The organism is Cerasibacillus sp., assembly GCF_036516575.1.
Classification (GTDB): Bacteria; Bacillota; Bacilli; order Bacillales; family Amphibacillaceae; genus Cerasibacillus.
Window position 1 is genome coordinate 1 of record NZ_DATBTY010000006.1, and the last position, 22,560, is coordinate 22,560.

The 22,560-nt window shown below is 35.8% G+C and carries 20 protein-coding genes and 1 pseudogene; 14 read left to right on the forward strand and 7 right to left on the reverse strand.

Annotated elements, in window-relative coordinates; all coding sequences use genetic code 11:
• Positions 1-721 precede the first annotated feature (721 nt).
• Positions 722-1,591, forward strand: coding sequence for a putative RNA methyltransferase (locus tag VIG73_RS01255; protein ID WP_331638579.1), 870 nt, complete (start codon positions 722-724; stop codon positions 1,589-1,591).
• A 69-nt stretch (positions 1,592-1,660) separates the two neighbouring features.
• On the forward strand, positions 1,661-2,260 hold the full coding sequence (locus tag VIG73_RS01260) for a ribonuclease H family protein (RefSeq protein ID WP_331638581.1): 600 nt from the start codon (positions 1,661-1,663) through the stop codon (positions 2,258-2,260).
• 435 nt (positions 2,261-2,695) lie between these two features.
• Here the strand turns inward: VIG73_RS01260 and VIG73_RS01265 are convergent, their stop codons facing one another.
• Together VIG73_RS01265 and VIG73_RS01270 are read right to left on the reverse strand one after the other, a co-directional pair.
• On the reverse strand, positions 2,696-3,568 hold the full coding sequence (locus tag VIG73_RS01265; RefSeq protein WP_331638583.1) for a hypothetical protein: 873 nt from the start codon (positions 3,566-3,568) through the stop codon (positions 2,696-2,698).
• 118 nt (positions 3,569-3,686) lie between these two features.
• Positions 3,687-4,361: a peroxiredoxin gene (locus VIG73_RS01270; protein WP_331638585.1), complete on the reverse strand. Its 675-nt coding sequence runs from the start codon at positions 4,359-4,361 to the stop codon at positions 3,687-3,689.
• 147 nt (positions 4,362-4,508) lie between these two features.
• Here VIG73_RS01270 and VIG73_RS01275 point away from each other — a divergent pair, with 147 nt between their 5' ends.
• Entirely contained in the window at positions 4,509-5,768 is a 1,260-nt protein-coding gene (locus tag VIG73_RS01275) for a cytochrome P450 (RefSeq protein ID WP_331638587.1), read from the forward strand.
• 307 nt (positions 5,769-6,075) lie between these two features.
• On the opposite strand, the gene VIG73_RS01280 is transcribed toward VIG73_RS01275, so the two are convergent.
• The 3 genes from VIG73_RS01280 to VIG73_RS01290 form a co-directional block, all read right to left on the reverse strand.
• Positions 6,076-6,306, reverse strand: a complete 231-nt coding sequence (locus tag VIG73_RS01280; protein WP_331638589.1) for a sulfurtransferase TusA family protein — start codon at positions 6,304-6,306, stop codon at positions 6,076-6,078.
• Positions 6,307-6,326: 20 nt separating this feature from the next.
• Entirely contained in the window at positions 6,327-7,385 is a 1,059-nt protein-coding gene (locus VIG73_RS01285; RefSeq protein WP_331638921.1) for a YeeE/YedE family protein, read from the reverse strand.
• 874 nt (positions 7,386-8,259) lie between these two features.
• The gene (locus VIG73_RS01290) at positions 8,260-8,430 is read right to left on the reverse strand and encodes a YfhD family protein (RefSeq protein ID WP_331638591.1); all 171 of its coding nucleotides are present in this window, start codon (positions 8,428-8,430) and stop codon (positions 8,260-8,262) included.
• Between the two features lie 163 nt (positions 8,431-8,593).
• Between VIG73_RS01290 and VIG73_RS01295 the strand changes: the two genes are divergently transcribed.
• From VIG73_RS01295 to VIG73_RS01340, 10 genes and pseudogenes are all read left to right on the forward strand, one after another.
• A complete protein-coding gene (locus VIG73_RS01295; protein ID WP_331638593.1) occupies positions 8,594-8,731 on the forward strand; it encodes an RAxF-45 family protein in 138 nt (45 codons plus the stop codon).
• Positions 8,732-8,878: 147 nt separating this feature from the next.
• Positions 8,879-9,649: pseudogene (locus tag VIG73_RS01300) on the forward strand (ATP-binding cassette domain-containing protein).
• A gap of 260 nt (positions 9,650-9,909) precedes the next feature.
• Complete coding sequence (locus VIG73_RS01305) at positions 9,910-10,371, forward strand: GNAT family N-acetyltransferase (RefSeq protein ID WP_331638595.1); 462 nt, start codon at positions 9,910-9,912, stop codon at positions 10,369-10,371.
• A gap of 96 nt (positions 10,372-10,467) precedes the next feature.
• Complete coding sequence (locus VIG73_RS01310; protein ID WP_331638597.1) at positions 10,468-11,082, forward strand: peptidase E; 615 nt, start codon at positions 10,468-10,470, stop codon at positions 11,080-11,082.
• A 141-nt stretch (positions 11,083-11,223) separates the two neighbouring features.
• Positions 11,224-12,495, forward strand: a complete 1,272-nt coding sequence (locus VIG73_RS01315) for a hypothetical protein (RefSeq protein ID WP_331638599.1) — start codon at positions 11,224-11,226, stop codon at positions 12,493-12,495.
• Positions 12,471-13,868: a hypothetical protein gene (locus tag VIG73_RS01320; RefSeq protein ID WP_331638601.1), complete on the forward strand. Its 1,398-nt coding sequence runs from the start codon at positions 12,471-12,473 to the stop codon at positions 13,866-13,868. Before VIG73_RS01315 ends, VIG73_RS01320 begins: the two co-directional genes overlap by 25 nt.
• Positions 13,828-14,523, forward strand: coding sequence for a hypothetical protein (locus VIG73_RS01325; protein WP_331638604.1), 696 nt, complete (start codon positions 13,828-13,830; stop codon positions 14,521-14,523). Before VIG73_RS01320 ends, VIG73_RS01325 begins: the two co-directional genes overlap by 41 nt.
• Complete coding sequence (locus VIG73_RS01330; RefSeq protein ID WP_331638606.1) at positions 14,520-17,726, forward strand: AAA family ATPase; 3,207 nt, start codon at positions 14,520-14,522, stop codon at positions 17,724-17,726. The genes VIG73_RS01325 and VIG73_RS01330 overlap by 4 nt, the downstream gene beginning before the upstream one ends.
• A gap of 329 nt (positions 17,727-18,055) precedes the next feature.
• Positions 18,056-18,502 (forward strand): hypothetical protein, encoded by a 447-nt coding sequence (locus VIG73_RS01335; RefSeq protein ID WP_331638608.1) that lies wholly within the window; start codon positions 18,056-18,058, stop codon positions 18,500-18,502.
• Positions 18,503-18,839: 337 nt separating this feature from the next.
• On the forward strand, positions 18,840-18,998 hold the full coding sequence (locus VIG73_RS01340; RefSeq protein WP_331638610.1) for a hypothetical protein: 159 nt from the start codon (positions 18,840-18,842) through the stop codon (positions 18,996-18,998).
• A gap of 71 nt (positions 18,999-19,069) precedes the next feature.
• Here VIG73_RS01340 and VIG73_RS01345 read toward each other — a convergent pair whose 3' ends face one another.
• Both VIG73_RS01345 and VIG73_RS01350 read right to left on the reverse strand, forming a co-directional pair.
• Positions 19,070-19,978: a hypothetical protein gene (locus VIG73_RS01345; RefSeq protein WP_331638612.1), complete on the reverse strand. Its 909-nt coding sequence runs from the start codon at positions 19,976-19,978 to the stop codon at positions 19,070-19,072.
• A gap of 21 nt (positions 19,979-19,999) precedes the next feature.
• Complete coding sequence (locus VIG73_RS01350) at positions 20,000-20,863, reverse strand: aminoglycoside 6-adenylyltransferase (RefSeq protein ID WP_331638614.1); 864 nt, start codon at positions 20,861-20,863, stop codon at positions 20,000-20,002.
• A gap of 316 nt (positions 20,864-21,179) precedes the next feature.
• Between VIG73_RS01350 and VIG73_RS01355 the strand changes: the two genes are divergently transcribed.
• Positions 21,180-22,559: a HAMP domain-containing sensor histidine kinase gene (locus tag VIG73_RS01355; RefSeq protein WP_331638617.1), complete on the forward strand. Its 1,380-nt coding sequence runs from the start codon at positions 21,180-21,182 to the stop codon at positions 22,557-22,559.
• Position 22,560 lies beyond the last annotated feature (1 nt).

Genomic DNA, 22,560 nt, shown 5'->3' on the forward strand with positions numbered 1-22,560 from the left:
ACGACAGTTTAACTGAGAAAGCACTTTTATTGGAACAAGAATATGTCGACTTAGTTAATGAATACCATAAAATAATGGAAGAATTAGCAAAAGAACATAGCGTTGAATATGAAGCGAATCAGAATGAATAGTTTATGATACTCAATATGACAAGCAGGATAAATGTCGATGTGACTTTCTCTGCTTGTTTAGTTGCAAACGATTTTTGGATGAACCTTTCAATCCAGCCTCTCGCAATGAAAACTTTCCACGAGACACCGCGTTGCGATTTCAATACGGCCTCTCGCGGTGAAAACTGTCAACGAGACATCGCGTTGAGCCTTCAATGCAGCCTCTCGCGATGAAAAATCACCACGAGACAACGCGTTGAAGCCTCAATGCAGCCTCTCACGATGAAAAAGCACCACGAGACACCGCGTTGAGCCTTCAATACAGCCTCTCGTGATGAAAAAAGCACCACGAGACAACGCATTGAGCCTTCAAAGCAGCCTCTCGCGATGAAAAATCACCACGAGACACCGCGTTAAGATAGCGACTAATGATGAGGTCACTTTGCCGCTTATCAAACTGTTCTCATCTTTTTATTTTCCCTTTATCATATTAAAGTTGAATAAGAAGATTGTTATTGTGAAGTCTGAAATATTGCTTTGAAATGATATAGTTGATAAGAAGTTTGTTTCCCTTTATTCTAAAACATAGAAGTATGAAAGGAAATGAAACCATGACTACTAAAGAAAAAAGTGCGAAATTAGTTAATCAACATGTCCATATATTCAGATGTCCACTGTGCAAAGAACCGATGCAGGTAGTTGAGCTAGAAAGTCTTATATGCATTAACAAGCATACATTTGATTTTTCCAAACAGGGTTATGTCAATATGCTGACGCGTGCTGTTAAGAGTCAATATGACAAAACGTTGTTTGAATCAAGGCAACAGATCATTATGGATAGTGATTTGTTTGGACAAGTACATAAAGAGATTGCGAATGTTGTAAAACAATATATAAATGACACAAATACACATCTCCATATTCTCGATGCTGGCTGTGGTGAGGGCTCACATTTACAACGAATTTTAGATGAATGCAACAATAAAACAATAATAGGAATTGGTCTCGATATTTCTAAAGAAGGGGTTTTACAGGCAGCGAAGAATTATAAGGAATCGATTTGGTTCGTCGGTGATTTGGCAGCTACTCCATTAGTAGATCAGTCGTGTGATATTATATTAAATATTTTATCTCCAGCCAATTATGAGGAATTCAAACGGATATTAGCGCCGGGAGGGCTAGTTGTAAAAGTTGTTCCGCGGAGGAATTATTTAAAAGAGTTGCGTGAAGTGCGATTTGGTGAAACAGAAAAGACATCCTATAATAATGATGAAGCGGTATCGCTATTTAAAAAGCATTTTGACATCGTGCACCAATTTACATTGAGCTATACAAAAGTGCTTAACAAATCAGAGTTAGAAAATCTTGTTCACATGTCACCACTCGCTTGGAATTTAGAAAAAGAAGATATGAAAGCCTTTGTTAATCAAGAGACTAAAGCAATAACCGTAGATTTAGATATATTGATAGGTGAGCTCTAATAACAAATAGTCAACGTATTTTTAAAAGAGTAAGCACGCACGATATGTGTGAAAAATGGAGGAAAATAAATGGCATCACAAAAATATTATGTTGTATGGTCAGGTAAGAACACAGGGATATATAATTCATGGGAAGAATGTAAAGAGCAAGTTCACGGTGTGAAAAGTGCTCGGTATAAATCATTTAAATCGTTAAAAGAAGCCGAAGAAGCATTTGCAAAAGGAGGTGCTCCAGAAAGGCAATCCAATCGACCTAATTCATCATATATTGAAGAAAGTCTAAGTGTTGATGCAGCATGTAGTGGAAATCCGGGGAAGATGGAGTACCGTGGTGTTGACACAAAAACGGGTGAGGAAATTTTTCATTATGGTCCAGTCGACAATGGGACGAATAATATCGGAGAATTTTTAGCGATTGTTCATGCGTTAGCTTTATTAAAAAATGAAAATAAGACGACACCGATTTATTCAGATTCGCAAACAGCGATCAGTTGGGTTAGAAAAAAAAGCGCAAACACGACGCTTCCAAAAAATAAACAAACGGAACATATTTGGCAAGTGATTAAACGTGCTGAAACGTGGTTAAGAAACAATTCATATTCGAATCAATTACTAAAATGGGATACGAATCATTGGGGCGAAATTAAGGCGGATTTTGGCCGGAAGTGATTTGTTTACCTGCAAGCAAAATGTTGAAGCACAAAAAGTTGAAGGGGATCAAATATGAGTGAACAAAATATATATATAATCATTCATAACACCCGTGATAAAATGAGCAAATCGCAACATAAAATTGCTGATTATATTTCGAACCACACTCAGTCCCATTTTTCACAGGTGCAAAGTTAGCTGAATTAACGGGGGTTAGTGAAGCAATTGACATAGAATTACTGAAGTTAGGAATTTATTTAAAACCATTAAATCGCTATGCAACGTCTACTGCTCATACAATTGAAGATATTGAAAAGGCAGTTTGGCTTCATGAATATGCAATTAATCGAGTCTTTCATCAAAGTGAACTACTCTACGAGATAAAATAAGTGAATCATATGACATAGCCCCCACGATGTGATGGGGGCTTTTTAATGCGAAAAACGCAATAATTTATTTTATCCCTTGAACAAATGCCATGTAGTCACGATAATTTTTATCATTTGTAGAAATCAAGCTATTATGTCTCGTCGTTAATAGCCATTCACCATCATCTTTTTTTAGAAAAATGATGTATTGACCGTTTCGCTTTATTTTGTGTGAAGGAAGGAGTAAATCTTCAACATGAAATTTTCCTTTGTATGTTTCTAAAACAGTATAATCGACCACTGAAACACTTCCTTCATTTTCAATTTTTTCAATGGTGATTTCAGCAACGATGTCTGATTCGTCCATTAGGTCTTGTAGATCATAAATTTCATTTGGGATAGGAACATAAGGTGGTTTTGTTTTTATATTTTCGTGGATGTATTGTTTTAGCCCTGTTAATGTATTGTATTGAGTTTCAACAAATGGCTGTTCATATGTTTTTTCAAAGGCATCTTTAAGCCGTAATAACTGATTATTTTCTTCAAGTTTGATAATAAATTCTGGGTGATTAAGATAGAAGAAGTCATCATATATCGGGGAGTCAAATGGTTCTAAAAAGAAAACATATTTTTCATCTTGCTCAATTAACTCTTCATCGAGATAGACAAGAACGGTGTCATCATCTGTCTCTCCATAAATATGCTCTTGAATCTTGACTGAAAAAGCTGGTTTTTCGCCATTGAGCAATGTTGTTCCAACAACTTTTCCGACGACAACTGCATTCGCGTCTTCCATGAGAGAAGAAAAGGTCAATTCTTTTTCTAAAACACCCATGGTAGAAGAAACCATATTGACTTCTGTTAATATTATCTTATCTTTTTTATTGATGACAAAGAAAACAATGATAAGAGCACTTAAAAATCCGAGACTCGCCAACCATAACCATTTTTTCTTCATTTATGAACCTCCTTTGTATATTGACTTAATTTTATTATAATTTAATTTATATGTCGATATATAATTATAAAGTTGCCTTTATTATACGGGCAACTTTATGCTTTCGGGGTATCGTTTGTTAATTTCCAATATCCTTATAACAAAACCACCAATCGAAGCAGTTTATCTCTCCAGCTTCTGCTTGTTGTATTCGCTTGTTTTTCTCTTGAACATCTGAAGGTGGTGGGATAATTCCTTTATTTCCGATAATGCTATTGTGTGGCCAATCAGCTGGTAGAGCAACATGATATTGATCAGCCGTTTGAAGTGCATATAATGTTCGATAAATTTCATGTAAGTTACGTCCTACTTCAGCAGGATAGAAAAAAATTGCACGAATCATTCCTTTATCATCAATAATATAAACGCCACGTACTGTTTTCGTATGTTGTGCAGTGTGTATCATACCTAATTTGTTAGCAACGGTTCCTAAAGGGTCAGCAATAATAGGAAATGTAATAGGTATACCAAGATGTTGTTCAATCCATTCTGTCCATTTCATATGGGGTTGAACTTGATCAATGGATAATCCTAATAGTTCAGTCTTCCGTTCACGAAATTTGGGATATAGTTGCTCAAATGCGACAAATTCTGTTGTACAGACAGGGGTAAAATCACCAGGATGACTAAATAAAATAAGCCACTTTCCCCGGTAATCGTCTGGAAGAGTTTTTTTCCCGTAGGTCGTTTCAACGGTTATTTTCGGGAAAGTATCACCAATAGATGGTCTCCTTTCAAAATGGTTCTCATTCATTTTTAAAGCCTCCTCATTTTCAATACGTTACATTGTATGATAGGCATAAGTTGATGTGACATGGAGAAGAAATATGTGAAAAGAAATTAGAATAATTTGTGACAGACTGTAAAAAATAGGAAGAACTTAATGGTGGGGTTGATTCTAATGGGAAATTATAACAAAATACCACGCGAAAAAGGAATGGATCATAGTTTGACTTTATTTCGCGAAGGTTATATATACATTTTAAATCGACGGCGAACTTTTCATTCAGATCTGTTCGAAACACGTTTACTTGGGGAAAAGGCTATCTGTATGGGAGGGATTGAAGCAGCACAATTATTTTATGATGCTGAAAAATTTAAAAGGAAGGGCGCAGCACCAAATCGAGTTATTCAAACATTGTTCGGGAAAGGCGGTGTACAAGGATTAGACGGAAAATCTCATCAAGAACGAAAAGAAATGTTTATGTCGATTATGTCTCGCAGTGAGCTTAATCGGTTGACTATTATTGCAGAAAGAGAGTGGGAGCGTGCTATAGAAAGATGGCGCAGAATGAAAAAGGTTATTCTCTATGAAGAAGTGAAAGAAATTCTATGTCGAACAGCTTGCGAATGGGCAGGGGTTACCGTTCAGGAAGATGAAATTAAGAATCTGACTAAAAATTTAGGAGCGATGTTTGAGTCTGCTGGTTCGGTCGGTCCAAATCATTGGCGAGGAAGAAGGGCTCGGAATGTTGTCGAAGCGTGGATGGCTAAGCATGTTGAAAATGTACGGCAGGGGATGATGACACCACCTGAACATACAGCATTCCATAAGTTTGCGTTGCATTCCGACCATGGCGACAATTTGCTTGATATCAAAACAGCAGCAGTTGAAATAATAAATATTTTACGTCCTATTGTAGCAATAGCTATTTATATCAATTTTATTGCTATCGCTCTTTATCATTATCCTGATGAAACGAAGAAAATTCAGACGGGTAATGAAAAATATGTGGAAATGTTTATACATGAAGTTCGTCGTTTTTATCCTTTTTTCCCGTATGCAGTTGCACGAGTAAAGAGAGATTTTATATGGGCAGGTTTCCGTTTTCAAAAAGGAACATTAACACTTCTAGATCTTTACGGTACGAATCATGATCCGAAAATATGGGATAACCCTGAAGTGTTTCATCCTGAACGGTTTCATGATTGGGAAGGGGGGCCTTTTGGATTTATCCCTCAAGGTGGAGGAGATTATTTTTTGGGTCACCGTTGTGCAGGAGAATGGGTGACAATTGAGCTCATGAAAGTAGGTCTCGATTTTCTTGTTAATCGATTCGATTATAATATACCTGATCAAGATTTAAGTTACAGTATGGTTAATATACCAAGTATTCCTCGTAGTCAAGTAGTTATTAGAAATGTTAGGAGAAGAGACTAACTTCTGTCTGATTGCGATAAGTATTAATGTGAACTAATGTAGAGAGAAAAGCTGGGATTGGATTAAGTTAAGTACTTCAAAGTGTCCTAATCAGGTGTAGGTTATCGTTATTAGTTCACGTTAAACAGTTTAATATAGCCTAATCTGAAGGGTTATCACGGGGTTACATTACTTTGCCAGGACGAGTGGAACGCAATGTTCTTTGCAAAAGTAATGCTATAACATATTGACCGTTTAGAAGCGGAGAAAGCTGAAGTCTTCTCCGCTTATTTCATAGACAGTCAATTATCGGATTAAAGACTATATATTAAAGTGCACCTTTTTTAATTGTAATTGTCCATGTTGCATCATCTGTTTGTTCAAAGTTCGTTACCTCGTGTCCAGATTCGGCTGCCCACCGTGGAATGCTTTCTGTCGCTTGTGTGCAGTCGAAATCGATGATTAGTTCATCACCGTCATTCATTTGTTCCATTTCTTTTTTTGCTTCAACTAGTGGGAATGGACAAACTTTCCCTATCACTTCTAATTTTTTCTTCATTTATAATACCTCCATTATATTTATGCTGAATAAGCGCTAGATGTTGCGCTCACTTTTTTCTTCACTTGTGGCCTAATAAAGACAAAATATGAAGCAGTCCAAGTTCCAAGTATGATGAATAATAACGAGAACCAGCCTTGCCATGTCATCATTGCTGTCATAACTAAACCATTACCAATTGAACATCCACCAGCGAGACTTGCTCCAAATCCCATTAAGTTACCGCCTATGAAACTAGTAATACCGGTTTTCGCGTCTGGCATTCTAAAGCGAAATTCGTGACTGCCTTTTGCTGCGATATATGAACCGAAAAAGATACCTAGAACTAAAAAGACACCCCAATTAATAAAAGCCATATCGCCTGTGACGGCAAATTGTAAAATATTTGCTGATGGCGTTGTAATTCCAAGCCCATAAACTCTTCCGGTAGCGGCACTCAGTGGCCAGGCGAGCATCGCGATGACTCCAACTAAAATAGCTGTCACAAACGGATGCCATCTTTTCTCAAATAAAAGATGTCTTAATCCCGTATACTTTGACTTTAATGATGGAATTTTGACTTTTGGTTTTTTAAGTTCTTTATAAACGATAAAAGTAACGATGAAAACTAACAGTGCTATTAAAACGCTGGTTGGAATGCCGGTACTTTCAGCCATGGAATTAGATGGTAATGCAATTGTTTTCATAGAAGAATCGACTGGTGCTAGAAAACCTGTTTTCATAACTGCGCTCATAAACATATAGCCAAAAAGTGCAATCCAACTGCCAAGTAATCCTTCACCTGCTCGATACCATGTTCCAGTAGCACAGCCACCTGCAAAAACGATTCCTATTCCAAAAATAAAAGAACCGATGATTGTTGCTAGCCATGAAAACTGTCCAGCAGAAAAATCGAAAAGACCAAAATGAATGAGGGTAAACACACCAACACTTTGTACGGCAATAGCGATTAATAACGCATAGAACATGCGATTATCTTTTGCAATATACATATCGCGGAAGCCACCGGTTAAACAAAAACGGCCTCTTTGCATCACAAAACCTAGTAAAACTCCGCAAATAAGACCTGTTAATAACATCATTATAAATTCACTCCCTTTTTAATCCATACTATATTGATATGAATTATATGATATATGTAGCTAAAATGTCAATGGGACATTAGCACAATATTTTTTAATATAAAGGAGCGAATAGCATCATTACTGAACTCAACGTGTCGTCTCGTAGTGTTTTTTTGTAACGAGAGGCTGTATTAAAGCTTCAATGCGTTGTCTCGTAGTGCTTTTTCGTCACGAGAGGCTGTATTGAGGCTTCAATGCATTGTCTCGTAGTGTTTTTTCGTGATGAGAGGCTGTATTGAAGTCTCAATGCGTTGTCTCGTAGTGCTTTTTCGTGACGAGAGGCTGTATTGAGGCTTCAATGCGTTGTCTCGTTGTACCTTTTTGTGACGAGAGGCTGTATTGAAGCTTCAATGCGTTGTCTCGTAGTGCTTTTTCGTGATGAGAGGCTGTATTAAAGCTTCAATGCGTTGTCTCGTAGTGCTTTTTTGTGATGAGAGGCTGTATTGAAGTCTCAACGCTTTGTCTCGTAGTGCTTTTTTGTGATGAGAGGCTGTATTGAAGTCTCAACGCGTTGTCTCGTAGTGTTTTTTCGTGACGAGAGGCTGTATTAAAGCTTCAATGCGTTGTCTCGTTATGCTTTTTTGTGATGAGAGGCTGTATTGAAGCTTCAATGCGTTGTCTCGTTGACAGTTTTCATCACGAGAGGCCGCATTGAACTCTGTTGAGATTATACATGCTGAAATATTGCATTGAGTGTTAAATGCTAGACATATCCAGCTCTTCTAAGTTACATTATCTTGGTCTCGCAAGGAGTGTATACAAGTTGACTTAAATAAAAAAGAGCGCCTAACAGCCGAAAAGACTGATGAGACAGCTCTTTTACCAGACATTATTTCTTTTTTCTTCGCAAATTAGCTGCACGACTTCTAGCTTGAGCCTGTTTGTCATCATGATCAGCCAAATCCTCAGAAAACTCTACATCAATCCCATCCGACTTTTGATTCTTGGGCGTTTGTGCAAGAAAGTTGTTTTTGGATTTCTTGTGCTCATCTTTTCCCATGGTTTTCACCCCATTTTTGAATGATTTTCATGGTTAGTATGTGTAAATGACAGTGATTTATTTGAAGTAAGCAGTAAGCACATCAGAAATTGTAGATTATATTGGAAATTCATTTCAAAAATGTATTCTTAATATAGAATAATGTTTAATGGAGGTGGTAGAGATGTTTATGCAAGCCGTTTTAGTGCACGCGTTTTGGACTGGATTTTTAATGTTTAACCGTGCAAAATTTGCTGTTTTAGTTGCTAACGGGATAAGTGTGTCCTTTTTTAGCAATTTAATAGCAGATTCAAAACGGTGAAAACATCTCTAAGCCCTATATATATATTTAAGTTAGGTTGAAGGGGAGCTTTTCATGCTCTTCTTTTTTTATATTTATTTTTTGATTAGGCCATGGGAAGTGTTTTTCCTATGGCTCTTTTTATTTTTATAGGTGGCGAAGACAATGATGACATGCAGTGTTCATGAAGTGACTAAAAAGTATGGAGGTAACACGATTTTTAGTCATATTTCATTTGAAATTAAAACGGGTGAACGTGTCGGTTTAGTGGGCCGAAATGGAAGTGGTAAGACGACCTTATTGCAGTTATTAGCTGGAGAGGAGACGTCTGATGCTGGGAAAATTCATTGGAAAAAGGGTTGCCAAACAGGTTATGTGAAGCAAATCCCAGACTTCAATCATCAATTAATCGTTCGGTAAATTTTGAAACAAGTTTTATCAGAACTGATACGAATCGAAGAAAAAATGAAACATACCGCAGAAAAAATGGCGCAAGAAATGAAGGATACGCATTTACAAACACTGATGGAGGAATACGGTCGTTTACAAGAGCTTTATTCGTCAAAAGGAGGATATGGAATTGAAGCAACTATTGAAAAGGTAGCAAACGGTTTAAATATGGATGAATTATTAGAGAAACCAATTTTAACTTTAAGCGGAGGAGAAAAAACAAAAGTCGGCTTGGCTTTTATGCTTCTTAAGAGCCCAGATTATCTATTGTTAGATGAACCAACAAATCATCTGGATATTGAATCGCTTGAAGTGCTTGAAGATGCACTCGAAGATTATGATGGGACGATTTTAGCGGTCTCCCATGATCGCTACTTCTTAAATAAGTTGTTTGACAAAACATACTGGATTCACGAGAACAAAGTCTATGGTTTTGCAAGTGGTTACAGTTGGACGAAGGAGAAGATGGCTGAAAGAATACAGCAATAGATGGTGAATTATTATTCTGAATACATGAAACTATTTCCATTAATAAACGTAAGTCAAATAAAAAGGGGGTGATCTATTTGAACAATATTTTTTATCGAAAGGTGCGAAAAGATTTGGGGTTGATGTATCTGACTTAGAATTAATTGGTGGATCTTTAGATAATGTCTATGAATGCAAAAATAAAAGAGAGAATATTATTTTAAAGTTTTACTTCAGTTCTATGTATGATAAAGATTCACTTACAAAGTTGAGGTGTTATGATGAAAATCAGGATGGCTGAAACAAAAGATATTCCGCAATTAATCAAAATGAGATGGGATTTTACAATTGAATACGATGAAAGTAAAAGGAGTGCATCATACGATGAATTTGTAATAGAATGCCAGTCCTTTTTAGAGAGCGCATTAAGTAATAATCAATGGTTCATTTGGGTTGCAGAAGAAAATGAAAAAATTGTATCACATATATACATACAATTGATACAAAAAGTACCACGCCCTGTTAGGATAACAAAGCCATTTGCCTATATGACAAATGTGTATACATTAAAAGAATATAGAAACAAGGGGATAGGAAGTAAGCTGCTCGCTACAATTCATAAATGGATAAAAGAAAACAAATATGAGTTTATTATCGTCTGGCCAAGTGATGAAAGCATTAATTATTACAAGAAAAATGGATATGTGCATTGTAATGAACCGATGGAATGTTTTTCTAAGTAAAAAGAAGTGATTAATTACATATAAAGCACATCTCTAATCATGACGTTATTATAGTGGACAATCAGGTACGCAGGTGTATGGATGGGAGGATTAATCATGGTAAGGCATATCTTAGCTATATCGGGTGGGGGCTTTTCAGAAGAAGAAAATGCTTATATTGATGAGTATTTATTAAAAATATGTAGGAAAAACACTCCGAAAAAAATTGGTTTTGTTGCTACAGCGAGTAACGATGCGCCAAATTATATTGAAAAATTTTATCGCGCATTTCAATCTGAAAGACCAAGTCATTTAACAATTGAAGATTTTAAATCTGATAAAATCCAAGATATCGTCAATGATTTAGACATAATTTATGTCGGTGGGGGTAATACACAATACATGCTTAAAATATGGAAAGAAACAGGATTTGCTCACGTCCTCATTGATGCTTATTATCACGGTGTTATTTTAGCCGGGATTAGTGCTGGTGCTATGTGTTGGTTTGGAACATGTTATAGCGAAAAGAACGAGCATGAATATGAACAATTTGCAGGGTTAGGTATTTTAAAAGGTAGTTTTTGTCCACATTATAATGATGAAGAACGCCGTATTGCTTTTGACTATTGGGCCAGTAGTCAAAAGGGAGGCCCTATCTATAAATTAAATGACAATGAAAACTTACATTTTAAAAATGAAAAATTGGTGGCGAAAATTAGTTCTTACAAGTAATTGAGGGGGGACAATTGTAAAAAGAGGGAGTATACCTCTCTTTTTTTTACCACTTTTTCTAATAAGGCTATATCCATAAAGCATAGATAAACATGGTATGATAAAGGTATATGACTCTAGTAAAACAACGAGGTGAATAACGTGTACGGTGCAAAGCAATTTATCCAAGACTATATATTAAAAAAGAATGAACAAATCGAGTGGTTAGATACAGATGATTCAGATTTACTATATGGCTATATTATCAAAAGAACACCAAGAACGTATCGCCGTTTAGCTGAATTATGGGTTGGTATAAAACCGTTAGAGCCAACGTCTTCACCTGATAAAAGTTTGCTAGACTTAAAACTATCGATTAATAAAGCGAAACCGATTTCGGTAGATGATGGCACGTTACGTCATTGGCTAGCAGAGGGCTGGATTATTCGTAAAGTAACATTATCTGATGATGAACGCACACCTCTTACTGAAGGTTATTACATGGGTCCAACGTTATATGCCTATATAGAAAGGGAAAGACAGCAGAAAATTGAACAAGAAATTGCGACATTTGTTCAACTTCAGGAACAATTGAGTCATTGCGCAATACCAGATCATATTTCAGCTTCATTTTCACACCACATTAATCACATTCTTTCACTCAATTATGAAGAATTCGAGAAAGGCGACCGATTTCAAGATTGGACAGTACATAAAAGGGTTATCTTTTTAAAATTTTTGATCGCCCTGCTTAAATTAAGAGAAACGAAACCGATGTTTGATTTTAAAGAGATTGGTGCATCATATTTTAAAAAAATCGGTGGTTCAAAAGTATTTGATCGGTATAAGGACGACTTTCTGAATCTACTAGAAACGTGGTTACAAGCCACGCCGGAAGTCATTGGAATGATCAGTCATGGAAGGGTTCATTCCGTCTATTTTTCTGGTAATGTCAAAGGAAGATACGCAAACTTTCAAGCAGGTGCATTACATGCTGTAACAGATGTCGCTTTAGTAAATGAACAGTTTCAGACCGTAGACCATGTGTTATGGCTGGTGGAAAATCGAGCGATGTTAACAAGGATGACAGCTTCACCAACATTTTTGAAGGAGACAGCTTCGATTGTTATTTGTTTAGATGGCCATATTCGTTCAAGTCATCATACATTCACACAACAAATTAGTCACAGCCCAAGTGTTGAGCAGATATTAATATGGACTGATTATGATGAATCAGGCTTATCCATTGCTTACGACGCCTACCGAATTGTTCCAGATGATGTCACGGTTAAATGGATTGCTTCGGATGGTTCGATATTCCGTGATTATGAAGCGTATAAAAATTGGTTACAACATCAACTGTCTATAACAAAACGTGAGCAAGAAGAAGTATTAGGAGATGAAAAACAATGGAAAAAGTGGATCAACCATTAATTTCTGTGTTTAATCAAGAGGCGGAAAGTGCTGAAATGTATCAAACAATGCGTGATATCGTCTCATTAGCCGGTGTTTTTAGTGCGTTGGGAAATGCAAAGACATTTGAGGCACCTTTAGAAATATTAGTGTTTTTACGGGTGATTCATTTTTTCCATCGGGAGTCATTAGGTTTAGATGATCCAGTTGCTGATAGTGATACAGTTTATTATCGTTATTTGAATACGTATCAGGACATTGAACCACCGACAAAAGAGAGAATTGAACGCTATGTGAATATTTTAGTGAAATATAACTGGATTACAAAACAAGCGAAGCGATTAAAAATGAGAAATACAGGGAAGCGGATGATGGATGCACTAATCCGAGCTGCGAATGATTCATTGGCGTATTATATGCAAGATGATATTGGGCGTTCACTTTTTCAAGCGAAACGTGATGCAGAAATTAGTGAAGCTTACGATGATTATGGGATATCGGGTGGTCACGCCATTGCAAGTATGATTCGGCATTTAAATGATGCGATTGAACTACTTAAAGAACGGGAATTAGAATTATTAGCTGACCGAGATGCACTTCCAGAATTAGAACGGATTCATGCGTTGATGGATGAATTAGATGTCAAAATGAAAGAACGCTTAGACCGTTTATCAACGGTAGAAGACGGTTTAATGATGCGCGATCTCATTCAAAAAGGAACAGATGCATTAGCGGAAGGAACGAGTTTAAGTCTTGGCATGATCAATAAATATTTAAAATTTATTAGTATGCAGTCGACAGATATTGGTTCATCGATTGCCCCTGAAAAAGTTAGGCAATTTATAGAAAAGATGTTTCATCCGTCAGTTGATTCGGACATTCCGAATGCACATCAAATTTTAAGTTTCATGGAACAAGATGTTTATCCTGATGAAGCAATAGATGGGATGTGGGTCCCTGTAAAAATGGCACCTTTTTTATCAGGTCAAGCCATTGAGGATGGTATTGATTACTTAGAGCATTATGAACCGTATGTGGATGAAGAAATTACCGTAGAAGAAGAAATCACATATCAGTCAGATACGATTGATGCAATGGATATGGAAGACGTATTCAGTGAAGCTGCCTGGACGATGACGAAAGCGGTTATCGATACAGAAGCGATTGAAGGATATTTAGAAAAGTACCATGAAGCCGAGTTAGAACAGTTAATTATTGAAGCAACGACACCTCAATTCGGGGATGCGATTCGTTCATTAATGGCGACATCTGCTCTAGTAGGCAATAAAAAAGTGGAAATGAAACAGTTAGATGTGACGAAAACATATGAAAAAGAGTGGGAGTGGATAAAAGATGGAGACCGAAAACATAAAGTCCGCCAACGAAAAAAGTAATCACCAACCGTTAGCTAATATGAATGCCTTGCAATCTTATTTAACAGAAAAAGAAGAAATGGTGTTTATGCATCTATTATATTCATCATCAGCTACCATTCGGGCGGGTAATTTTGGTTTATCTCGGAAAGATGTAGCGAAAATATTAGAAATTAGTCCAGACGATGATGATGGTTTTTATTCTTTTATAAATCGTGTCAATCAAGGATTAAGCCGTTACTATAAAGTCATTTATGATAAAAAGCGTGACCAAGTCATCGTCATGTTAAGAGCGACAGCACGTATGGCTAAATCGACTTTATCATCAGAAGCGATGGCCATTTTATTACTGATGTTCTATCAACAAGAAGTGCTCCAACATGAATTTACGTTACTATCACAATTGTTTGAAGCGTTTGGTCATGAACAGTTGAAAGCAAGTCAAAAACTAAAAGTGAATATCGATACATTACGGAAAATTGGTGCGGTTGTTGATTATCATTCTGATTCAGACGAGGAAGCCTATCAATTAACTGCCATTGGTGTCAATATGTTTTCGGATTCTTTTTTAAGACGGGCAGTAGAATTTAGTCAGTCACAACAGTTTAATAAAGATGAAGTTCTGAAATTTTTTAAACGATATAATGTCCAATATTCAGGAGATGATTCAGAGTGATTCCACATCAATTACGCTTCCATGGTATTAGAGATTATGAACCGACATCACTCGATTTATCGGGGATGAATGAACATATTTTAATTGCCGGTCCGAATGGGTCAGGTAAGTCAACGATTACGTTTTGTATGGGAGCTGTCTTAAAATCTAGTAAGGTGGCCATTGAAGGATTACGTTCAAATAATTTACCAGTTGAAAAAACATGGCGTGCAGCTATTCATTTTATGTTTAAAAATGAAGGCGAAACGCGTATTGATGCCCCACTTTATATTGAATTTTCGCTCGACTTAGAACAATTACCAGGCCAGCCGATTAAACAGGTTTATCGTATTTCAGAAGGTGATGAGGTTGATCAGATAGAAACAAAAGCAATTTATCGTTCTGGTGGACAGCCTAACTTTACTGACTACAAACGTGAGCTGCTAGAAAAGTATAAAATTTATCCTGATCATTATTATTTAATTTGGTATCAACAAGAAGTCAATCAGTTCGCGACCATGTCACCAGAAGAGCGTTTTCGTGTGTTTAGTGAAATGCACAATATTACACATATTCAGCAGAATTGGGAAAAGAGTTTAGAACGTGTTAAAGAGAATGAAGCTTCAGTACAAGATGCAGAAATATCCGTTAATAATGATGAATTAAGGATGCAACTTGCATTAAAAAACTATGAGCGCTTAAAACAAAACCGCGAATCAATTCATAAAAATGGGACAAAACTGCTTCAATCATTACATGCTCTTATTGATTTAAATCGAAAAGAATATGATATAACAGAACGGACAATCGAGGATTTATCTATTGATTTAGAGAGAAAAAAAGAGATCAATCACCAGTATCAAATAGATTATGAACAGTTACAACATCAGAAGAAAATGATAACGGCTAGCAGAGAAAAATTACAAAGTGAATGTGATAAAAAGGAGAAAGATTTAGCAACTAATAAAGAGCAGGAACAATTGTTACAAGATAAGCTTGATAAGCTGGAAGAAGAAGTTCAGGATGTTCGCGAAAGTGAGAGAAAATTACGCTTTTCAGAAGCAGAAACGAAAGCACACTTTGAAAAAAATGAAGAAGAATTAACAAAGAAAAACGAACACATCGAAAACATTGAACATACGAAACAGCAATTACATGAAGAAATGATCTTACTTATGAAAGAAGAAGCGCAATTAGAGAATGAGATCAAACAGTTTAAAAAAGAACAGAATAAATATCAAGCATTGCTAAAGCAATATAAAAGTAGTCATGATGTGAAAGAGCAGATTCAACTATTAGAAGAGCAGATGTCAGAGCAACGGGAATTATTGGACGAGATTAAGAAGAATTTGCAAGCATCAGAAGCTCAGCTTCGAGCACTTGAAGCAAATCAACCCGTTTCCAAAAGACAAGAAGACGTTTTAAAACAGATGAAACGTGTAGGTGTACAGGCGTATCCATTGCAAAGTCTTATTGAATTACATGCTGACGCATCCATTGAAGCTGAAAAAAAGCTAGATGCGATTAAATATACGGTGTTTTATGATGGGAAGTACGTTCCTGCAGTTAATGACTTGTACCATGTGTCTTTAAGGAAGATTATTCCACAATATTATTTGGACAGTATTCCGGAATTACAACTTCAAATGAAACTGGATTTAGAAAAACACGAGCAAGCCTTTGCTTCAAAAGTACTTTGGTGGATTAAACAATTGATGTCTAAAGAATACCCGTATATTGATAATGGGCAATTAATTGACTCGCAAGGTGTTCGTGGAACTCAAGAAAGAGAAACATATATTTTAAGTGAAAAAGCATTGAAGATTCAAAAGAAAAACTGCAGAACGCAAATTTTGAATCTTAAAAAGGAATTTCAACAGCTTGAAGAAAAGCATAAACATACAAGGAAGGAATTGCAACATTTACATAGTATTGTTAATCAAGTAGTGGAAGCAGAAGGATTTCAATTGAAAATCCCTGCATTTAATCAAAAAAATGAACAATTAAAAATGGTTCGTGATCGACTTGAAGCCATCGATGAAGAAAACAAACGTTTAGATCTTCAGGCAAAAGAAGTATGGAATGCAATTGCGCGTTTAGAATTTGAAATAGGTCAGCTGCAAAATGAGCTTGATGTGTATGAACAACTTGGACAACTAAAAGATAAAATAGAATTGTTATCAAGTTTGGAAGAAAAGCACCAAGAAATCGAGCAACATATACGTTTATTACAACGTAAAGTTGAAGAATTAGAGGATCAATTAAATGAAATTGAGAGACAAGAAATAAAAATGGGCCGCCAAATAGAAAATTTGCATGCTGATATTGACTTTAAAAAGAATGAACAAAAGGCTATTGAGAGGCAGATAGAAGATAAAATAGATGGGAAGGACATATATCAAGGTAATATTTTAAAATATGAAGAAGAGTTAATCGATATGAAGAACCTTTATCCAAAGCTCTACGAAGAGGTATCGAAACAAGAGCGACTAGGTGCGCGGTCAGAAGTTAAATTACAAAATATGTATACGAAAGCTCGAAATGGTTTACAAATCGCACAGAATGAAGAAGGAATCAATCCAGAAGCAGAAAATATTTATTTTAAAATGAAAGAAACGTACGAACAAAATAAGAAAGAATTGGATCAATTAAAAGCATTACTAGAAAAAAACAAAGCACGTGCTGAAGAAATTGAAGAAAATTTAATGACGAGTATCCGAATGAAAGTTATTCAAATCCATCAATTATTCCAAGGTTATATGAATGAATTCCAATTCGAATGTGAAATTGATTTTGATAAGTATGAAGAAAAGAATGGTAGAATCAATTTCCGTTTATTTATTAAAGTTCGTAAACAAGGTCACCGCGGTAAAATGGAAGATGTCAGCTTAAAAGCGAGGGCTGGACGTGTCGGAAAAGGGGTATCGGGTGGTGAAGAGTCACTTAGTTCTTTATTATTTGCCTTAGCGTTATTGCAAGAACTAGACACGAATCCGAGTTTTATAGTCCTTGATGAATTCGATAGTGCTTTAGACGAAGGACGAAAGGCGAAAGTGTTCGAGTTATATGCCGAAGAACTTGAGCGGAAATTAATTATTATTTCACCAAAAGGGCATGACAACGAATACTTAAATCATTTTCGCAAAGCATATATTACAAGACATGACCCAAACGCACTTAAAACATCGATAGTTGGGATTAGGAATCGAGTTGGCTTAAGCTAGAATTTATGGGCTGCTTTATTTAGTATATTTTTGCGAGGTGGTAAAGTTGTGCTTTCCACCTCGCTCATTTTTTATTCTAATATTTGCAATGGAAAACAGATATACCCTAATGGATTACCGTTGTGAATACCCTAACTTTTATTAATCTCCAATTCTTTAACAGTAAACACTTTTCTCTCGTTTTTTTAATATTTATCGAAAAAGGATTGCTCGATGCCGGTAACTCAATATTATGCTAAAAGAAATATGCAGTTATATAAGAAATAAAAGTAGTTTATTACTTTTTAATGATGTGTCATAATAAGAGAAAAACAAAAGTGGGTGACAAAATGGTGAACTATGAAATTGTTGAAAATCCGAGTGGAGATACGTATCGTCACTTGATACAGATGCTCTGTCAACATTCCGATAGATTTTACTTTATTACAAGGAAAGAATTAAAGTATAATAAGAAGATTTTAAAGCAGTTCAACCCCTTTATAATAGAAAAGTATAAAACAAAAGAATGGGCTAATACAATCACATTAGGTCCAGCGGCAACGGTTTATGTTATTGATGTAAATGAAGATACATGTAGGTTACTACAAAATTTAGCCCAGTCATTGTATGCTTGGCAAGCACCAGAACTACCTGAGGATCTTACATTTATAAAAAATGATTTTGAATGGTTTACATGTACAACACATGAGGAGTTTGCGATGTTTTCTATTCGATCTGAGTTTTATTTGAACTTAGTAAAACAACTACCAGGACTGAAGTTGACGATTTTGGAATAGTACGCTTGAAAATAAAATCGAGCAGTGCGGGGTAGGAATCGAGCGGTGACAGGCGGAAATCGAGCGCCGATGGGTCAAAATTGAGCGCTCTGATTCAGAAATTTAGCAATCCTAAATCAGACTCCCGCAACCTGAGGTGGGAGCCATACCATATAAAATAGGATATGGTGAATGTTTCTAAGACTTTGTCGTTATTCCTATTTAACTAAAACGTATAATGGTGATATGATGAAAGATAAAATTGTTTATTTTATAATCGCTTTAATTGCGTTTGGTGTTTTATCCTCATGTACGGCAGAGTTAGTAACTGAATACCGGGATAGTTATAGTGTGTTACATGGCGAACAAAGCAAAGAGGATTGTTGTTTCTAAACGGGCGAAGAAGGGGCTTTATTCTAGTCCTACATATTATGCAGACGTACTGATGTATGAAGGAAAAGTTGTTCCAGAGCCGATTACAAACGAAGCGCGGGTTACGAAAAAAACAAGGGATTAATCTAGGAATGAAAATAAACAAAAGCCTAAGAGGGTCATCATAACATTTACGTTAAAAACGTTGAAGCTACGCTAAACACCATTTTTTTGAAATGTTATTAATGTTGGAGCGGGTGCAAATGGTAGATGTTTCATCAATTCAATTTGAAATGGATCTGTTGTATCAATCTCGGCATCGATAAATTCATACTGATTGTCTTTTGCGTATTTAATTTGGTTTAAACAGAGTGTTAATAAAGCGCTTCTATCAACTGCATTCTTCGTTCCCCGCCAGCCAAATTCTAATGTTTTTGGCATATCAGAAACATGGAGCAAGGCAAATCCAACAATGTTATCATTTGATAATATGACATAACTTGCTTCTAAAATAGTATCGTCTTCGAAAATGAGTTTACCCCATTGATCTTCATCAATTGTTCCGACTGGATTAGCTGTATGTGTTTTCTTATAGGTATCGTGAACAAGATGGAGTAATTTGCTACATAAGTCATGATTCGCCTCTATATCTTTCAGACTATAAATGAAGCCCTGGGTCGGCTTAAGCTGATTCTTGTATGTTTGAATGTTTATTGGAGCTACGCTTAGCCTCGGCATATAGGTTCTTCTAATTTCCTTAAAACCAGCCAGTTCATAAAACGATTTAAGTAAATACGATGTTTCCCAAACGGTTGTCTGAATTGGATGAATGACGTTATCTTCAATACAATGAAGCAATTTATGAGCGAGTTCATTTCCATAAACTGGATTAATAGCAAGTGCGAAGTAAGTACAATAAGGATGAAAGTTATTTTTCCACGTTGTTAAGAGACCGATCATATTGTTTTCGTTGTATGCTGCAAATGTACATATGTTGTTTTTTATTCTGTATATAAAATCTTCAACTGTGTCCTTATCGTTTCCGAAAATGGAAATGAGAAACGCTTCAGTACTTTCTACGTTTAATGATGGATTGTGTTTTATTTGTATGTTATTTGCCTGCATGGTAATCAACCTTTCGTTCGGCTATTTCAAACCTATCTCATTTAACATCTTTTCTACTAATTGAACAGCATATCGATTGGCCATTAGTGGATATTCAATCCCCATTGAATGACAGACCTTTTTAGCCAGCTTTTCATAGACATTCATTGTGTTAATTAAAGCATGCCAAATTTCTTTCTCATCGTATGGAGCATATAGTTTTTTAAATGATTCTTTGATGTCGGGGTCTGCCCATTGTTCGAAAAAACGAAAGCCATGCCATGTATCGTAATCGGGTCCTTTTCGTAGTTTTATTTCGGTTTTGATGAGAGAGACAAGGAGATTTTTCATATATGAATCACAAATTGACTTACTTAATAATATTTCACCTCGCCGTAGTTTTTTAGCTGTTAATACGGCATGATACCAAAAATCATGCATATCATTCATGATTTTTTCTTTTGATGGTATAACCGGTGTCTGATTTTTTTGCGGAATGATTGACTTGAGGCGATGATCTTTATCTATTAAAACCTGGACTCCTCTAAAAAATACATCCGACACTTCTTTTTGATTGAGCATATTATCTAAAGTAGAGATAGGAAAGATAGCAAAGTCAACATCTAATCCTCCTTCAAATAAAACGCGTCGCTCCATACCACCTCCAACAGCTGTTTTTTCAAGAAAGGTGATCATAGGTTTACTGATGTTATGAATCCATTTATAGTGTTTTAATAGATTGGTATGATCCGTTGAAAAAATAACAAGATCCAAGTCTGACCATTGATCTGCTGGTTTTTCCCGCCTGGCCTGAGATCCGACAATGATGGCAGCTCGTATACTTTCCTCGTCTTTAGCAAAGGAAAGAAAATTCTTAATTATTTTACTGTAATTTAATTTGCTCATGTCATTGCACCTCAAGTTTAAACGTATTTTTTTAGGATTCACTTGTATTTTTTCGATGTGATACGAAATAAATAAATTTCAAGCAAATCATGGTTCTTGAAGTCATTATAGTCTAATGATTTACATTTGTATATTTGCTCGCTAAAACTTTCTGCACACATTCTGGATAAATATTATTTATACTGGAGTTAGGAAGTTGAAATACTAACGTATTAAATTGATATATCTTATCGATATGTTTTATCACATGTAAGTAAATTTTATTGCCATTAGATGACACGATACAAAATGAAGTCATAGTTAAAGAGGGATGAAGATGTTTAATAAAATCTCCTTTAAAATCGGTTTTCTGTTTTTTGTGTTTATATTAATCATAGAAGCGTTTATCTTTTTTACCCTCTATACTAATCTAGCCAATGACCGAGTGGAAGAGGTAATGGAAAGTTTATTGGCTCGTGGTAATACACATCGGGATGTATTGGAAGATTATTATGATCATTCTACTATAAAGCATGTTGGAATTATGGAGTCTGCTTCTGAATTTATCGTGATAGTTACAAATGAACAAGAAGACGTATTGATTTCTTCGGATCCTGTTGAAGAAGAAATGGTATCCATTATTGAAAAAACGGTAGCGAAAAACATACCACCAGAAGGAAAAATCGTTGAAGCGCGTTGGGTCGAACAAAAATATATCGCTACGAGTAGCCCAATAATGATTAATGGGGAAGATAGAGGATTTGTCTATATGTTTGCTCCGACAGATTTTATAAAAAAGACGATTCATCAATTAAGTGAACAATTTACAATTATAAGTGTTATTACAGTAGGACTAACAGTTATCACCATTGTTATTTTATCACGGTTTATTACTCAACCTTTAATCAGAATGAAAGAAGCAACAGAACAGCTAAGTAAAGGCAGTCATCATGTCTCTCTTCACACGAACAGAAATGATGAGCTTGGTGATTTAGCCAACTCGATTACTAAATTATCGAATGAATTAGAGAGAATGAAGTCCGAGCGTAATGAGTTTTTAGGAAGTATTTCTCATGAATTACGAACACCTGTTACGTATATTAAAGGATATGCGGAAATAATGAATCGCCCCCAATTATCGAGAGAAGATATCGTGTCTTTCAGTAAGATTATTCAGGAAGAGGCTGAAAAGTTAGCGGAGTTGATTAGAAATTTATTTGAATTAGCTAAGATGGATCAGCATAATTTTGTCATTGTGCGAGAAAATGTCAAGCTTTGTGACGTGTTATATTCTGTAGAAAAGCGAACTCGACCGGTTCTATCTGAAAAAAATATCCATCTTACGGTTAACTGTCCAGACGGTTTAGAAGCTTATGTTGATCCGAATAGGCTGCAACAAGTTTTGCTAAATATTTTAGATAATGCTAGAAAATATTCTTCTAAGGGAAGTCAGATTATTATAGATGCATTAGAAACGGCTGACCATATGACAATTGCCATCCAAGATGAGGGAGAAGGAATTCCTAAAGATGATCTTCCCTATGTATTTGAACGCTTGTATCGTGTGGAGAAATCCCGCTCTAGACATAGTGGTGGTTCTGGACTTGGCTTACCAATAGCTGAAGAAATTGTTATGTCACATGGCGGAAAGATGACAATTGATAGTGAATTAGGAGTAGGGACAACCGTAACGATTATATTACCTAAGGGTGAGTGAC

What these genes read in the sequence shown, in the direction of transcription:
- VIG73_RS01255 (WP_331638579.1), top strand. Translation starts at nt 722, where the DNA reads ATGACTACTAAAGAAAAAAGTGCGAAATTAGTTAATCAACATGTCCAT.
- VIG73_RS01260 (WP_331638581.1), top strand. Translation starts at nt 1,661, where the DNA reads ATGGCATCACAAAAATATTATGTTGTATGGTCAGGTAAGAACACAGGG.
- VIG73_RS01265 (WP_331638583.1), bottom strand. Translation starts at nt 3,568, where the DNA reads ATGAAGAAAAAATGGTTATGGTTGGCGAGTCTCGGATTTTTAAGTGCT.
- VIG73_RS01270 (WP_331638585.1), bottom strand. Translation starts at nt 4,361, where the DNA reads ATGAATGAGAACCATTTTGAAAGGAGACCATCTATTGGTGATACTTTC.
- VIG73_RS01275 (WP_331638587.1), top strand. Translation starts at nt 4,509, where the DNA reads ATGGGAAATTATAACAAAATACCACGCGAAAAAGGAATGGATCATAGT.
- VIG73_RS01280 (WP_331638589.1), bottom strand. Translation starts at nt 6,306, where the DNA reads ATGAAGAAAAAATTAGAAGTGATAGGGAAAGTTTGTCCATTCCCACTA.
- VIG73_RS01285 (WP_331638921.1), bottom strand. Translation starts at nt 7,385, where the DNA reads ATGTTATTAACAGGTCTTATTTGCGGAGTTTTACTAGGTTTTGTGATG.
- VIG73_RS01290 (WP_331638591.1), bottom strand. Translation starts at nt 8,430, where the DNA reads ATGGGAAAAGATGAGCACAAGAAATCCAAAAACAACTTTCTTGCACAA.
- VIG73_RS01295 (WP_331638593.1), top strand. Translation starts at nt 8,594, where the DNA reads ATGTTTATGCAAGCCGTTTTAGTGCACGCGTTTTGGACTGGATTTTTA.
- VIG73_RS01305 (WP_331638595.1), top strand. Translation starts at nt 9,910, where the DNA reads ATGAAAATCAGGATGGCTGAAACAAAAGATATTCCGCAATTAATCAAA.
- VIG73_RS01310 (WP_331638597.1), top strand. Translation starts at nt 10,468, where the DNA reads ATGGTAAGGCATATCTTAGCTATATCGGGTGGGGGCTTTTCAGAAGAA.
- VIG73_RS01320 (WP_331638601.1), top strand. Translation starts at nt 12,471, where the DNA reads ATGGAAAAAGTGGATCAACCATTAATTTCTGTGTTTAATCAAGAGGCG.
- VIG73_RS01325 (WP_331638604.1), top strand. Translation starts at nt 13,828, where the DNA reads ATGGAGACCGAAAACATAAAGTCCGCCAACGAAAAAAGTAATCACCAA.
- VIG73_RS01335 (WP_331638608.1), top strand. Translation starts at nt 18,056, where the DNA reads ATGGTGAACTATGAAATTGTTGAAAATCCGAGTGGAGATACGTATCGT.
- VIG73_RS01340 (WP_331638610.1), top strand. Translation starts at nt 18,840, where the DNA reads ATGGCGAACAAAGCAAAGAGGATTGTTGTTTCTAAACGGGCGAAGAAG.
- VIG73_RS01345 (WP_331638612.1), bottom strand. Translation starts at nt 19,978, where the DNA reads ATGCAGGCAAATAACATACAAATAAAACACAATCCATCATTAAACGTA.
- VIG73_RS01350 (WP_331638614.1), bottom strand. Translation starts at nt 20,863, where the DNA reads ATGAGCAAATTAAATTACAGTAAAATAATTAAGAATTTTCTTTCCTTT.
- VIG73_RS01355 (WP_331638617.1), top strand. Translation starts at nt 21,180, where the DNA reads ATGTTTAATAAAATCTCCTTTAAAATCGGTTTTCTGTTTTTTGTGTTT.